The 15221-nt window shown below is 45.6% G+C and carries 16 protein-coding genes; 1 reads left to right on the top strand and 15 read right to left on the bottom strand.

The genetic code is table 11. From position 1 onward, the window contains the following. Positions 1-129: 129 nt before the first annotated feature. The 11 genes from DXA93_RS03360 to rfbC form a co-directional block, all read right to left on the bottom strand. Entirely contained in the window at positions 130-2052 is a 1923-nt protein-coding gene (locus DXA93_RS03360; protein WP_243038298.1) for a glycosyltransferase, read from the bottom strand. Then, the gene (locus tag DXA93_RS18245; protein WP_243038297.1) at positions 2025-2333 is read right to left on the bottom strand and encodes a hypothetical protein; all 309 of its coding nucleotides are present in this window, start codon (positions 2331-2333) and stop codon (positions 2025-2027) included. The genes DXA93_RS03360 and DXA93_RS18245 overlap by 28 nt, the downstream gene beginning before the upstream one ends. 30 nt (positions 2334-2363) lie before the next feature. Continuing rightward, the gene (locus DXA93_RS03365) at positions 2364-3260 is read right to left on the bottom strand and encodes a hypothetical protein (protein ID WP_158581211.1); all 897 of its coding nucleotides are present in this window, start codon (positions 3258-3260) and stop codon (positions 2364-2366) included. Then, on the bottom strand, positions 3176-3796 hold the full coding sequence (locus DXA93_RS03370; RefSeq protein ID WP_119206781.1) for an ArnT family glycosyltransferase: 621 nt from the start codon (positions 3794-3796) through the stop codon (positions 3176-3178). The genes DXA93_RS03365 and DXA93_RS03370 overlap by 85 nt, the downstream gene beginning before the upstream one ends. Further along, entirely contained in the window at positions 3777-5018 is a 1242-nt protein-coding gene (locus DXA93_RS03375) for a rhamnosyltransferase WsaF family glycosyltransferase (RefSeq protein ID WP_227093573.1), read from the bottom strand. The genes DXA93_RS03370 and DXA93_RS03375 overlap by 20 nt, the downstream gene beginning before the upstream one ends. A gap of 18 nt (positions 5019-5036) precedes the next feature. After that, complete coding sequence (locus DXA93_RS03380) at positions 5037-6008, bottom strand: glycosyltransferase family 2 protein (protein WP_022462975.1); 972 nt, start codon at positions 6006-6008, stop codon at positions 5037-5039. Between the two features lie 2 nt (positions 6009-6010). Further along, a complete protein-coding gene (locus DXA93_RS03385; RefSeq protein WP_119199143.1) occupies positions 6011-7291 on the bottom strand; it encodes a hypothetical protein in 1281 nt (426 codons plus the stop codon). Positions 7292-7390: 99 nt separating this feature from the next. Next, entirely contained in the window at positions 7391-8314 is a 924-nt protein-coding gene (locus DXA93_RS03390; protein WP_055227563.1) for a class I SAM-dependent methyltransferase, read from the bottom strand. Positions 8315-8342: 28 nt separating this feature from the next. Next, a complete protein-coding gene (locus DXA93_RS03395; RefSeq protein ID WP_117801715.1) occupies positions 8343-9674 on the bottom strand; it encodes an ABC transporter ATP-binding protein in 1332 nt (443 codons plus the stop codon). Between the two features lie 9 nt (positions 9675-9683). After that, positions 9684-10484 carry an ABC transporter permease gene (locus DXA93_RS03400; protein WP_055227566.1) on the bottom strand — a complete coding sequence of 267 codons (801 nt, stop codon included), beginning with the start codon at positions 10482-10484 and terminating at the stop codon, positions 9684-9686. Positions 10485-10500: 16 nt separating this feature from the next. Then, positions 10501-11061, bottom strand: a complete 561-nt coding sequence (gene rfbC, locus DXA93_RS03405) for a dTDP-4-dehydrorhamnose 3,5-epimerase (RefSeq protein ID WP_022462980.1) — start codon at positions 11059-11061, stop codon at positions 10501-10503. A 307-nt stretch (positions 11062-11368) separates the two neighbouring features. Between rfbC and DXA93_RS03410 the strand changes: the two genes are divergently transcribed. After that, positions 11369-13318, top strand: a complete 1950-nt coding sequence (locus DXA93_RS03410) for a sulfatase-like hydrolase/transferase (RefSeq protein ID WP_070103202.1) — start codon at positions 11369-11371, stop codon at positions 13316-13318. Positions 13319-13435: 117 nt separating this feature from the next. Here the strand turns inward: DXA93_RS03410 and DXA93_RS03415 are convergent, their stop codons facing one another. From DXA93_RS03415 to DXA93_RS03430, 4 genes are all read right to left on the bottom strand, one after another. Continuing rightward, complete coding sequence (locus DXA93_RS03415) at positions 13436-13990, bottom strand: hypothetical protein (RefSeq protein ID WP_158583258.1); 555 nt, start codon at positions 13988-13990, stop codon at positions 13436-13438. Beyond that, on the bottom strand, positions 13918-14397 hold the full coding sequence (locus DXA93_RS03420) for a hypothetical protein (protein WP_147399506.1): 480 nt from the start codon (positions 14395-14397) through the stop codon (positions 13918-13920). Before DXA93_RS03420 ends, DXA93_RS03415 begins: the two co-directional genes overlap by 73 nt. Positions 14398-14536: 139 nt before the next feature. After that, a complete protein-coding gene (locus tag DXA93_RS03425) occupies positions 14537-14875 on the bottom strand; it encodes an EamA family transporter (RefSeq protein WP_022462983.1) in 339 nt (112 codons plus the stop codon). After that, positions 14868-15218 (bottom strand): EamA family transporter, encoded by a 351-nt coding sequence (locus DXA93_RS03430; RefSeq protein WP_055265337.1) that lies wholly within the window; start codon positions 15216-15218, stop codon positions 14868-14870. Before DXA93_RS03430 ends, DXA93_RS03425 begins: the two co-directional genes overlap by 8 nt. Positions 15219-15221 lie beyond the last annotated feature (3 nt).

The following is a 15221-nucleotide window of genomic DNA, read 5'->3' on the forward strand; positions in this document are numbered from 1 at the left end:
GAAGTCGAACTTTCCTATAAGAAGTAAAGAATGGCATCGAAAACGCAACCGATTTCGATGCCATTTGGGTATAACGCAGAGCTACCGCCAGAAATATTTGCTAGTGCGACAGCCCTTTTTGTTGTTTATTTATTTTCCAAGATACTGTTCTAAAATCTGTGGTTCGATTCTTTTCCAGTTTCTTTCCTTTACCGTCTCTTCTGCTCCCGTATCCAGTTTTTTCCTCAGTTCCGCATCTGTCAGAATACGCTCAATCGCCGCTTTTGCCTCCGCGAGATTTCCCTGCGGATAGAGAATACAGTTTTCCCCATCTTTCAGGTATTCCAGATTGCCACCGTTCGGCACAGCAACGACGTAGCCGCCGGACGCCATCATCTCAAGCGGCGGATAGGAAAAGCTTTCCAGCAGGCTTGTTTTCAGCAGGATATCACACGCCGCATAGACTTCCGGTGTTTTTTCATATGGAACCCGGTGTAAAAAGCGGTCCACGCGGTACCAGGATTTCGGATTTCCATTGTAGGACATGTACCAGATCTCGAATTTTTCCAGATCCAGCTGTTCCACGATACGGAAGCTCTCGTCCACGTTTTTATGCTCCGCGCTGCAGTCTCCCTCGATCAGAATCCGAATTTTTCCCTGCAGATCCCGCCCCCGTTTCGGATAGAAGGACGGATCGATGCCGTTCGGAAGATAGGCTGCTTCGGTATGGTATTCCTCCCGCAGCCAGTTCTGACACCATTTGGAAATGGTTACGTACTCCATCGGGCTCCTCATCCGGTAAGTCGCCGAAGTTGCGATCCGGTACGGGCTTCCCGGCGGATAAAATCCAACTTCAAAATTCTGCACCAGATATTTTTTCTTTCGGATCTTGCTGGACTGTTCGACGAACTCTGCGGTATTCCACATCGTCGCTACCGCAAGATCCAGCGTTCCCTGCAGTTTCTCTCGCTCGGCCGACAGCACCGGAAAATGGAAATCACCCTCATGATACCACTCCGCCTCCCCTTCCAGAGTAAAGAGGCTGACCTGCGCTCCTGCTTTTACCAGCATTTCCGCATGAAGAAGTGCAACGCGGATGCCTCCGCTGATCTCCATCGCTGGAAGCACAAAGGCACAGCGTAGATTCCAGTGGCGCTCCACCCACTCGCAAATCCCGGTGGCATGAAAGATTGTGACACACTCGCGGCTGCACCGGCCATATGCCCGTCCGGCAATGGCTTTTCGTGCCGGTTCGTCGTCGATCAGCCACTGCAGTTTTTCCAACCACTCCGCTTCGTCTCGGCAGAGTACGCCGTCTTCTCCATCCTGTACCATCTCAGCAAAAGCGCCGAGATTGCTGGCTGCTGTCACAGTCTGCACCAGAGCCGCTTCCACCCATTTATTTTCCGATTTCGCACGGTTAAAAATCGTATCGGTAAGCGGAGCCAAGTTGATATCCACCGACGCAATCCGCTCCGGCAGTTTTTGGTAATCGACAAAGCCCTCCATCTGGATCTGGGAAGCAAACAGTTTCAGCTCCACCGGGAGTTCCAGAATTCCCACGATGAGGAGTTCCAGGTTCGGATTTTTGCCAAGCAACTGTTTCAGCACCGGAACGATCATCTCGATGTCGTCCAGATGCGTCGCACTGCCGCTGAAATAGCCAAGGCGTACTTTTTTCGCCGTTCCATCTGCTTCGTTCTTTTTCTGTTTTTCTTTTAACACCGCCTCGGACAGTAGCAGCATCTCATCTGACGCACAGTTGCGGTTGATCAGCACCTCCGGTACGTACTGCTTCAGTTCTTCTGCCAGCGCCGCTGTCGTCGTAACCGCCGCATCGCAGAGGGAAAGCAGCTCGCCCATGTTTCGGACATTCTGATCGTATGCCTGCCGTTCTTCCGGCTGCATCCGGTCGAGAAACGGAATCTGATCGGTGTATTTCGTATCGATCACAAGATCATCCACATCGTACCACAGAGGCTTGTTCATCTGCTTTGCCATTGTGGCAAATTCCCGCAGGGTGTCCGTCATCGGGCAGCGGAAAATCACGAACGCGCCGTAGCAACGTACCATCCAGGCTTCAGCTCCTGAAAATAAACCGTATCACACGTATATCCGCCTGCCTCCAGCTGCTCCATCTGATGCACCACGCGGTACCGGTGTGGATGCGGCAGCTGTTCATTGCAGCCACTGATAAAGAGAATATCCCGGTAGACCCGGGATTTTTCTCTCTGAAACTCTTTTTCTTTTTTTGCCCGCGCAAGGTACCCTTTCGTACGCCCAGCCAGACCGCCGATTCCTTCTTCTGCAACAGCTTTTTTTAATTTTGCTGTCAGCACTGAAATTTTTTCCAAACGTTTCACCGCTTTCTTTCTCTGTTCCGCTTACCGCAATCCGTAGTAGTTCTGCAAGTACATCGGATAGATGATTCTCGCCCAAGTAAATGCCGCTAATGCCGCTGCCGCCACACAGACCAGAATACAGAACAATTTTTCATACTTCTGTAGTTTTTTCTCCCGTTTCAGGAACGCCTGCACACCCTTCGTCACGAAATACATCAGCGGAATCAGCATCGGCATGCTGTATCGTCCCTGCGGCTGAAAATCAGAACTGTAGGAGTAATACGCATTCAGATAATTCGGGATCAGCAGGGCAAACACATTAGCCCAGGTAAACCATCCCAGTTTACTCCATTTTCTCTTCGTTTTTCCGGTAAGAGCCGTCTGCGTGCCGTCTGCATTCCAGAAGAAAAAGTCTCTCTGGCAACAGTTCCGCATCAGAATGAGACCGACAAGAAGACAGCAGAGGTACGGAACAATAATCATCGTGGAAAGATAAATCTTATTGTAGCCAAACGCGCCGACAAAGCTGTACAGCACTGTTACCAGCCAGTCATGTTCCAGAAAACTCGGCTTATAGAAGATCATATGCAACATGGAGCCTCCTTTTTTCTGGAAGGTCTTGCTGTGCGACGGCTTGTACTGGTATCTTGCATACAGTTCCGCGCTTGCGCTCGATGCCTGGCGTCCCAGAAAATCTCCTCCATAGAGAATAGCATTTCGAATAAACCACCACAGAGCAATGACACAGACGATCACCAAAATAAAAAGACCTTTTTGGATCATTTCTTTCCATCGTTCTTTGACCGGTTTCGACTGGTCCGTCAGCATCGTTCCCACAAAGTAGAAAAACGTCATCAGAATAAATCCATACGCATTGTAATACGACAAGAAACAGATTCCCATTCCAACGGCCGATACCGCACACGTGTCCAGCTCCATCCCTCTTTGTACGCCTTTACCCAGGAATAAAAGATAATGGCCGTCGAACACATTGCAAGCGCGTCGCAGTTGACATAGGAATATAAAATCACATTGCCCGGCAGGAAAACCACCAGAGTCGTAAACATCCATGCGTAGCGTCTTGGAAACAACAGCTTTGCCGTCTTTAAGACCACCCAGGCAGTAAGCGCTCCCAGCAGAACATTTACAAAACGGGCGGAAATGAGCAGCATCCACTCATCCGTGGAAAACAGGCTCATCCCCTTCATCAAAACTGCAGATGCCATATAGGAGAGAATCGGATTGAATGCATAGGAAATCCCCCAATCCTCATTCCGAATCAGCGGTTCGTCACCCCGCGGAAGCTTCCCATATTCATAAATGAACTGTGGAATCTGATACCGCATTGATTCATCCGACGAGAAATTGTATCGCTGCGTACAGGACCACAAAAAGTAAAACAGGAATACGCCGAATACAAACAGAATCTCGATTCTGCGTTCTCTGCTCACATCCTTACTGCAGTTTTTTCTCATCTTCCTCAATTCCTTTTAGCATACTTGCGTAAACTTTTTCGGCTTCTTTGTACCAGGAGGTTCCCTTTACGAAATCCATTCCCTTTTTGCGGATTGTAGCCAGCTCATCCGGGTGGTTGAAGTAATATTCCATTCTATCTGCGATCTGGATCGGATCATAGTCAACCAGAATGGAGTTTTCCTCATTTACCATCCAACTGCTGTTTGCACCCTTGGAGCAGACAGCGACCGAGTTGCAGGCCATAACCTCGAACGGTACGAGGGAAAGGTTGGTATTCGAAATAACAAGGCACATATCACAGATCGCATAGGAATCTGCCAGCACCTGCGGTGTTACGATACCTAAATTTCTGTGTTTGAACGGAATCTCATAGCCGCTGACATCCCATCCCGCGAAAACAACCTCGATCTCCGGCATTCTGCGGCACAGCTCATTGAGTGCCAGCATACCGAGCTCAAAATCACGTCTCGGGGTAACCGGGCGGGCATAGAAGAAAACTCTCTTCTCGTTGTCCTGCTTTTCCTTCGGCTGATATACCTTGTCATCGTAGGAGAAATGGAAGCTGTCTGCCTGCATGCCGTATTCATTTCTCATGATATCCCGCAGCCAGTCTCCTGCTGTGATTCCTCGGAATCCCATCTTGTACGTGTTCTCTGCAAACTCATACTCCGAACCGTGTGCATAGAAATGCGGCTCGAAATCCTGTACGAAGTAAAACTTCGAAATCGTATTCTGGAATTTTCTTACGTAGTAAGCGGTGGTCCAGGAGGTTGCTACGGTTGCATGTGCAAATTTCATCTGGGATACATCGCAGTAAACTTCTACTTCCGGCACAAGAAGCGGGAAGTACTCTTTTAGGAATTTGCGGATGGACGCATTATCCTGAAAATTCGGGGACATGTAGAGATAAACTCTACTGTGGAAACCGAGGCGCTCCAGGTTGGAAATAAAACGGAAAATGGTGGTATGACCGCCGGAACCAGGTCCCATTTCCGGTACAACCCAATTCAGGATCTTTTTCTTGTCGTTTTTATGTTTCTCATACTCTTTTTGATTGAACGGGATCGGATCGTTGTCTACGACAAATCTGTAAAATCCGATGACGTTGTTCTTCGGCGGTACAGCCGGCTCATTGCCCTGTTTTGCGCGCTCAATCGTTTCTTTTAATCCATGATTCTTCAGATACCGTAACGCACGGTATGCTACATTTGGTTTTTTCACGTTTCTTTTTCCTTTCTTCTATGCATGTCTCTGATCGTACTGCTGCGAAATGTGACGATCCAGGAACTGTTGTTTCCGTTTGGAATACAGATGGTATTTTCCGCCGAGATAGCCGCCCACAAAGCGGTCAAAATTGCGAAACAGGGAATAAAATGCCCAGTGGATTTTCTCTTTTTTACTGAGCGGCTGCTGACGGATATACACGCAGTCCCCTCTCACCTGACGGTACAGCATGCCCGGAAGCTGCGTCCATTTCTGTGCAATCATATACTGATGAACTTCATATAATCCCTTCTGCTCATCATAATACCGTTTGAAATACGTTCTGAGTTTGAAATTGTGGGAATGATATACCGGTGCATACGGGCAGTATACTTTTTTGAATCCGAGTTCAATCATCTTTCTCGCCCAGATCTGATCCTCGGCAAAGTTGACATCCTCATACGGATATTTTTCAAAAATATCTCTTCGGATACAGGAGTTATTGTCGGAGAAAAACGCCAGATAATGACGATATCCTTCTTCTCTTTCGTAGCGTTCCGGATCATCAAGGTGGAAAATCGTATTAGTTTCTCCAAATCCTTTAAAATGGCCGTCCAGATCACGCTTGTCAAGCAGATTGCAGTCCGGATACGGATAATGAATCCCGAATCCTCCCACGATTTCCGGGTCCATCTTCATGGCATCAATGAAATTCTGCAGCCAGGTATCGGTCGCTGGAAGCGCATCCTGCGTAATAAAGATGATATACGTTCCGTTTCCTTTGGAAGCACCATAGTTTCTCGTTTTTCCATGTCCAAATTCGGACGGCTCAATCTGAAACAAACGGCATGGATATTTGCGGATCACATCGAGAGTTCCGTCCTTTGACCCGGAATCCACGCAAATTACTTCATATTCATACTCTGTCTTCTGTTTGAAAACGGCATCCAGCACTTTTTCAAACAGATGCCCACCATTTTTGGTAGGAATGACAATGGATACATCCATAGTTATTTACTCCTTTTTATCACATGCTGCACTTTATCTGCCATACGCACAACCTTACGCTGGCGCATCCGCTCCAGCTCTTCCTCCAGAAACTGCTTCTGTTTTCTCGTTTCCTGGAGTTCTTCTTCCCTGTGTGCAAGTGCCGCTTTTTCTGCTTCGATTTCTGCCTGCAGCTGGCCTTTCCGATAAATCTCCCCATTCAGTTCATCCCTCAGATCTTTATTCTGACGGATATATTGAATAAACTGGGACGTAACGCCATCGCCTTTGTAGTAAATCCGGTAATCAATCCGGATCTGTTCATAACCGGCATTCCGGAATTTCAGAACCGGCGTTCCAAGGAAATAATAGTCGTCGATAATCTCAAGCTCGGCGTTGTGCGAAAAAGCGATACGTTCCGTCTTTCCATCGCTGCATACGCCCGCGAGAGAACGGATTTTAATGACAGCCCCCTCCTGCATCAGCTGAAGGGAAAGCTCTCCGTCCGCGTCTGCCTTTTCAAGCATCATCACCTTCTGCTCATCCAAGCCGAAGCAGTCCTCATAATAGAGTTCTCTCTCCTCCGGTGCTGTTTCGGTAAGCACAACCGGGTACATCATTTTTTCTTTTTCCCAGATAGAAAGCGGATAATTGTGCCGGTGCAGTTTTCCATAGAACGTGGCGAGCGCATTTGGCTCACCCTTTCCGGCCGCGAATTCCTGGAAGCACTCTTCCATATGGTAGTATACCGGAATCTCTTCCATGGAAATACCGCCAATGGCGTACAGTTCTTCCTGCTCTTCCTTCGTCAGTGCACTCGCCGCCTCCTGTAAAAAGACGCTCCGCGCATAGATAAATGCAATCGGTACGGCAAACGGGAATACCCACTCGTAGTCTGCCACCCAGACCTTTTCTCCATCCAGAAGAAGGTTGCCCGGAATCATGTCAATATTGGAAATCTCCGCTGCGGCAAGTCCTTCTTTCAATGCCGGATGGCCGAACACCTCACAGAACGCATCGGTTTCCACAAAGGATTTCTGCCCTTTTGCCGATGCAATGATCTGATACAGCAGTTCATAATCCTTTTTCAGCGATGCAAAATCTTTTTCTTTTCCATGACGGGAAATGCGCGTTTCCAAACTTTCCCCTTCTACAAAAGGAAATGCAAGCGCGCATTTTTCTTCATCCAGTTCGCATGGGCAGATCTGTACGCCCGCATAGGTGTACAGATGCTCCAGCTTTCTATAGTTTTCATACATATGCCGGATGTGGAGTTCTCCCTCTTTCTGCAGCGGAAGCTCCACACACGCCGGATCCCATCCTCTTCTGTAATCCGGGTCATAATCTGAAATTCGTTCCGACGTTCTCTCGAAAATTTCGTATACAGAACTTTCCTCATACGTTTACTCCTTTTTCTCCACTTCAATCAGAAAGGAATTGGAAAAAACCGGAAACAGACCGGACTTCAGGATTCCGTCAAATGCTTTGCCTTCGTCAAAAAGTGTGATCCTGTCAGCATCAAAATTCCGCTGATTTTTTCTCAATTCACCCGGCTTCGGCAGATATTCATCCGAATAAATGACCGCCGGAAATTTGTAATCCGGATAGGGATAATAAAACTTAAACTTCGAAAAACCGTTTTCCTGCAGCATCTGCTCCAGCTCCGGTTTGCTGAATGTCTCGACAAAATCGATCCCCGGATATCCTTCAATTCCGACAAATTCCCGGCCCACATGGTCTTCCCTGCAGCCGGCAAAATACTTCAGTCCCAGACGGTTCTCAATCGCAATCAGGATTTTTCCGCCCGGTTTTAAGAGACGATTGATCTTTTCCAGATATTCCGGATACGGATTATCCTTTCCAATATAGCTTTTTGCATACTCCAGAACACCGATCAGTGTCACGTAATCGAAGCGTTCTTCCATTTTTTCTGCAACAACATTAAAGTTTCCAACCATAATCTCCAGGTTGGACGCATCCTGATTTTTGTAGGCATTGATCGTACTGCGCCGCTTCGACAGATCGTTTGCCACTACCCGCTTTGCATTTCTGCAGAGCACGCCGGAAATGGCTCCGCAGCCGGCTCCGACTTCAAATACGGAAGCATCGTCTTTCCACTCATACCAGTCCAGAATATTTTCCCGTTCTGGAGAAAGGTGATAAAAAATCGGCCAGCTTTTTTCTGTGAGGATTACCTTCTGGTAATCCTCTTTCGGCGTCGTCTTGACGATCTCCAGCAGCCGGTCCTCAATGCTGCCGTCGCTGTAAGCATCTTCGCCGTCATAATAATCCAGGTTCAAAAGAACATTTCCTATTGTTTCTTTCATATAACCCCCGTCGTTTATCCTCCGCATCCTACTCGTAGGTCACGGTAGAGTTCATATCAAAAAATCCTACGGTGTCTTTCATGGAGAAGACTTCCAGGAAGCAAGCATCGTACAGTCTGTGGTGGATCACCAGCTCTTCCAGATGGTAGCTGGTACATCCAAACGACATCAGATACTGTCCGCTCTGCAGCGGCATGATCTGGTCAAAGCATACCGTGACGGTCTTTCCTGCTTCCACCACGTCTTTTGTGTAATCCTCCAGCGCCGTATTCGTTCCGGTAATCTCCGTTCCCTTCCGGTCTTTGATCGAAAAGGCAAAAATCGGATGCTCCATCGTTTCATGGAACTTGATTTTCATCTTGATGCGGAATCTCTGGTTTTTATCCACAGAAGATGTAATCATACCTTTGTGGTCGATAATCGCAAAGTCCACGATCTCCGCAGCCTTGTCTCCATACTCTACCAGCTGCGCATTCGCAATCAGGCGTTCTCTCCAGAGGCCTTTTTTCGGCTTTTCTGCCGATACGGCACCGGATGCATCTGCTTCGGTTCTCTCTTCGGTCTGTTCTGCACTCTCTTCGGTCTCTTCCTCTTCTTTTGTCTCGTCATCGTACTGGTTGGCAAGAATCTTCTTGTAGACATCGACTGCCTCCGACGATTTTCCAACCATCACCTGTTTTCCTTTGTTAATCAGAAGACATCTCTCACAGTACTTGATGACGCTGCCCATATCGTGGGAAACGAAAAGGATCGTTTTTCCTGCTTCTTTCAGATCGTTAAATTTCCGGTAACACTTGGACTGGAAGAAAATGTCTCCGACGCTTAAGGCCTCATCGACAATCAGAATATCCGGATCCACATTGATCGCAACCGCGAAGGCAAGGCGGGCAAACATACCGCTGGAATACGTCTTAACCGGCTGATTGATAAAGTCACCGATCTCTGCAAACGCAATGATATCGTCGAGCTTTGCCTTCATCTCCTCCTCGGTATAGCCAAGCATCGTTCCGTTCAGGAAAATGTTCTCAATACCGGTATACTCCATGTTAAAGCCTGCACCCAGTTCCAGAATGGCACTGACTCTTCCCTTTAACTCCACGTTTCCGCTCGTCGGGTTTAAGACACCTGTGACGATTTTCAGCAGTGTGGATTTTCCGGAACCGTTCGTTCCAATGATACCGACACACTCGCCCTTATGCACCTCAAGTGAGATATCCTCCAGCGCAAAATGATCGGTGTGATAGTTTTTATGTGTCAGTGAAAGCGATTCTTTCAGACGGTCCATCGGCTTTTCAAACAGCTTGTAGACCTTGCTGACATGGTTAATTGAAATTACTGTTTCTGTATTTTCTGTGCTCATTCCATCCTCCTATAATACATCTGAGAAATGAACCCGGAGGCGCTTGAACACTTTGGAACTGATTAGTCCTGCCATAAGCACAAAAGCCCAGAAGTAAAGGGTGTGCCATGGATGCTCGAAGAACCAGAGTCCATTCATAAAGCTGTCACGATATCCCTGGACAATATAGTACAGAGGATTCAGCTTCAGAAGGCTGTTCAGCCAGTTCGGAATATTCGGAATTGTTGTGGTATCCCACAGAATCGGGGTTGCCCACATGCCGACATTCAGAATTACATTGATAATCTGGCCGAAATCGCGGAAAAACGGTGTGATGGAACAGGTCAGATAGGAAAGTACAACGACGAGACAGATCACCGCAAAGGTATAGTACCCGATCTGGATAATCTGAACCGGCGGAAGTTTTCCCATCAGTGCAAAAATCAAAATAGCAAACACAATAAAGAACAGATGTACAAACAGGGAAGAAATCACCTTCACAATTGGAAGCACACTGATCTTAAATACAACCTTCTTTACCAGGTAACTGTATTCCAGCAGACAATTTGACGCACTTGGCAGTGCATCAGAAAAGAAGAACCACGGAATAATACCGGAAACCAGCCAGCAGATATACGGATATCCAGTGGCAGCTGGCTGTACACGCAGTCCGAGCTGAAACACGACAAAATAAACAGCAACCGTCACCATCGGCTGAATGAATGCCCATACGATGCCAAAATACGCTCCGGCAAATTTGTTGCGGAAATCATTTTTCGACAGTTTCCAGATCAGTTTCCGGTTCTGATAAAGTTCTTTGAATACGTTCATAAATGTTTTTTACTCCTTATTTCTTTAAATCCTTAATTCCGCCCCATTTATGATCTTTTTCCGAAATAATCAGATCTTCTTTTGTCATTCCTTCCGGCATCGGCCACTCCACGCCGATCTCCGGATCGTCAAAGTACAGACCGCCCTCATCGTTTGGATGATAGAAATCGGTACATTTATAAGCAAACTCTGCATAATCAGAGAGTACGATAAATCCATGTGCAAAGTTCTTCGGAATAAAGAACTGTTTCTTATTTTCTGCCGAAAGCAGGACGCCGAACCATTTTCCGTAGGTTTTGGATCCCTCGCGAAGGTCAACCGCAACATCGAATACTTCTCCGTTTACCACGCGTACCAGTTTGTCCTGCGGGTAATTGATCTGGAAGTGAAGTCCACGCAGGACACCTTTTTTGGATGCAGACTGGTTGTCCTGTACGAACTGGACATCAATGCCGGCTTCTTTAAAATCATTGTAATTGTATGTCTCCATAAAATATCCGCGCTCATCGCCGAATACGGTCGGGGTAATTACTTTTAATCCTTCAATTTCACAAGATTCTACTTTAATTTTTCCCATTTTTCTTTCCTTTCTCTTCTCCACAAAAATGTGAACAGATCTTTTTTTGACCTCTTTTGTGTCTACAATCTTTGCTATTATACCATTCTTTTCTGAGAAACTCAAGAACCCATTTTCACGCCCGCCCCGCCGCTTTTTTATGTAAATTCCCGGATTTTCATTTTCCACTCGTATTTTTTTAAGAAAATACTATTTTTTTCGTAAAGTTTCTGTTATAATATCGTAAGTTCCCAGTTATATTTTATACCTAACGCTACCTGTTTGTTACCTATTATAAAACACTAAAGAAAACTGGAGGTTATTTACTGTGTCTCGCAAAAAAGTACAGCATGTTGGAAAGATACTTTTTTCCATTCTTTCCGTTCTGTTAGGATTCCTTGGGATCCTTCTTTTTACGTCTTCCCGCTGGATGCTCGCGACCTGGGCGCATCTTGATATGGAAGAACTTGTTTATCACTTAAAGGCACCCCTTGAGGGTACCAGCAAGGATGTGCTCTGGAGTTACGTCTGGTCCTGCGGCATGATCTCTTTTGCCGTTCTTGCTATTCTGATCGCGCTTTTTATTATCCTGCGCCATCGGAAGAAAGTGGAAATCATTCTCGGTTGCATCTGCATTGCCCTGGGAATCGCTCTTTCTTCCTATTCTCTTTATAATGTCTGGACGACGCTGGATATCGATACTTACCTGCACATTCAGAACAGCTACAGCACTTTGATCGAAGATAATTACGTCAATCCGTCCCAGACAACGATTACATTCCCGGAAAAGAAACGGAATCTGATCTATATTTATCTGGAATCAATGGAAAGCACCTATTCTGATAAAAAAGACGGCGGTGCTTACGACCACAATTTTATTCCCGCCCTGACTAATCTTGCCCTGGACAATATCAATTTTTCCAACTCCGACAAGCTGGGCGGCGCTTATCCGACAACCGGAACCACCTGGACCATGGGCGGTCTCTTTGCACAGACTTCCGGTCTTCCGCTGAAGCTTTCGATTCAAGGCAATGAGATGGCTTATCAGGACAGCTTTTTTCCGCAGCTTTCAACACTTGGCGACGTTCTCAATGAAGCCGGCTACAAACAGTACTTTATGATGGGTTCCGATGCCGCATTCGGCGGACGGAAGAATTACTTCACTTCGCACGGTGATTATGAAATTGACGATTACTACTGGGCGATCAGCGAGGGACTGATCCCGGAAGGCTACTACCAGTGGTGGGGCTATGAAGATGCCAAACTGTTTGAGTATGCAAAAGATAAACTGACGGAGATTTCCAAGAATGACGAACCGTTCAACTTCAGTATGCTGACTGTTGCCACCCACTTCGAGGACGGCTACAAATGTGACGAGTGTGATGAAAAGCAGTACGGAGATGACCACTACGGTATGGTGATTGACTGCTCCAGTTCCCGTGTCAGTGAGTTTATAGACTGGATCAAGGAACAGCCTTTTTATGAAAACACGACTATAATTCTTTCCGGTGATCATCTGACCATGGACTCTGATTTTTGTGAAAACATCGATGAAGATTATCAACGTTCTACTTATAACGCTATTTTAAATTCACCCATTCTTCCGGTTCATGAAAAAAATCGGATTTTCACCACGATGGATATGTTCCCAACTACTCTCGCAAGCCTTGGAGCTGTCATTGACGGTGACCGTCTTGGACTTGGTACGAATCTTTTTTCAGACAAGCCTACACTTGCCGAAGAACTTGGCTTCGATGAACTGAATCGCCAGCTCTCTATGGGCTCCCGATTCTTCGATGAACTTGATGCTGATCTTACCCCCGTCTGGGTCGGCGATGGCGAATATCAGAAATTTTATATTAAGGAAGAAGATCGATTTGCCAATAACGAATGGGTAACTTACAATCCACATCAGCTCTGGGCTGACGGTAAGCAGTCTTATTTTATTGATAAGGACGGCCACGCGGTTTCCGGCTGGCAAAAGCTTGAGGATGGGAAATGGTATCATTTTTCCGAGTCGGATTACCATCTCATCGAGGGTCCTTGCGATACAAATCCTGAATTGGAAGAGGAAACACCCGACTCCACTTCGGTAAGTGACATTTCCTCCGCTTCTTCTTTTACAGAAAACGATTTGGATTCCACAGTCGAAAGTTCTTCTTCTGGAATAGATGAGGACGATTTCTCTGAAAATGAGGATAATTCCAAAACCATCAGACATCTAGGCTCTTCTGCGGAAGATGATCCTCACGACCTGTCTCCTATCGATTATCAATAAAAATTTGATAACGATTCAGATCTATGCAATATAAAATAAAATCCCGCAGAAAAAGTTTTCATTTCTTTTTCTGCGGGATTTTTATTTTGCAAAATATTTAAAGCAGTATACGCTTAACTATTGTCTTACGTACAAAAATATGTTTTTTCCCATTTTTTTCACCTGTGTAAGGATCCACTGGATCAGTAAGGCAACAAAAATCGCTGCTAATAAATACAGAATTTTTGTCTGTTCTACGTCCTTCGGCATATAATACCACCAAATATCACTTTTACATCTTGACCAGTCAAACTTCAAAAACAGCTTTGTGCCATTCGCAATTGTTCCGAAAGCAACTTTTACAAGTAAAAAACCCAAAAACTGATTTTCCATAATCGAAAATGTGTTGTCTGCAAGAAGATTAATCCACTTTTTTCTTCCAAATACTGGTTCCATTATCGTTGCAATCCGCATCCAAAGTGCAATTCCCAAAAAACCAATAATAATTGGCATGACCGGTCCTTGATTAAAGTCATTGCACCACGCTGGCGTATAAGCCAACCTAGTTTTATAATGAAGAAAAATCATAAGTTTTGCAGCAAACACAATCGCAAAATACACTACAGATGGAATCCTGTCCACATATTTCTCCAGTATCTTTTTATAAAAAATATCCATTCCGGTATCTGCCATCCTTTTCGCTTAAAAAATGCCCGAATCATACAATTTAATATTTCTACCATAAACAAGGGCACAATATACCAGCCGGCCATATTAAGGACAAACTGATGCCCATCGTTTAAAGGTGAAATCAGAATATTGTGCAAATTAAATTTTCCACCGATTTGAAAGCCCCACCGATGTAATAACCTGACAAGCAGCCCATACGCAATCGTATACCCATACATTGGAAGTATCAGGGTACGAAGCTTTTTACAGACATATCTCCCCGGTCGTTTCAGTGCTGCATCTTTAAAAAAATATCCTGAACAAAAAGTAAACAGCGCCAGATGGATTCCCTCATACGGAAACCATTGCGCAAAGTCCAAAGAAATTCCACCACCATCACAATGTCCCGCAACAACCATCAGAATCGCCACAGCATATAATATCTTAAAACGATAATCTATTTTTTCTTATTCATAATCAAAAGCCGTTCGTTTGTTGTACGCAGACCCCCTATTTCAAAGGACAAGGACTGCTTAGCTGATATCGCTTTCTTTCCATCATCGGAACGTTTTACGGCAATGTATACACCAGTACTCCCAGGATAATAATCAGATTCCCAATCAGCTTTCCTTTTGATACCTTTTCTTTCAAAACGCCAAAGGAAAGCAGCAGGACAAAGACGTACGTAAAGGTATCCAACACCGGACCGTATTTCAAATCTACCTGTGTGTAGGCATACGTATTTAAAAGAAGTACACTGCCAAAAATCAGATACGCCACAATCACGCGCCAGTTCAGATACTCGCGAAGTGCAGATGCATGCTCCTCGTTGGCGCTTTGTTTCAGCAGAATCTGTGATACTGCTGAAAACATTGTACAGATCAGCATTAAAATCATATATTTATTCATATCGCTGCACCACCATAACTCCCACCAGCACAATCAGAAGGCCGATGATATTTTTTACCGTCAGATTTTCATGAAAAATGAGCACGGCCCAGATCTGGGACCAGATCAGATAGACGCTGCGGTTTGCATATGCGGTTGACAAAGAGAATTTTTTGATTACCTTCTGCCATGCAATAGCGTAAATGCCACAGTTTGCAACCATCAGAAATAAAAATACATATAATAGAGGATTTTTGATTCCTCCCCGGTTCAGCTGAACCGATGCTGCTTTTGAGAACACACTCGTCAGAGAAAACAGCAGGATATTCAGGTGCAGCTGAATATAATCTTTTGCCTTATTCAAAAA

Source organism: Blautia sp. OF09-25XD, assembly GCF_003482095.1.
Classification (GTDB): domain Bacteria; phylum Bacillota; class Clostridia; order Lachnospirales; family Lachnospiraceae; genus Fusicatenibacter; species Fusicatenibacter saccharivorans.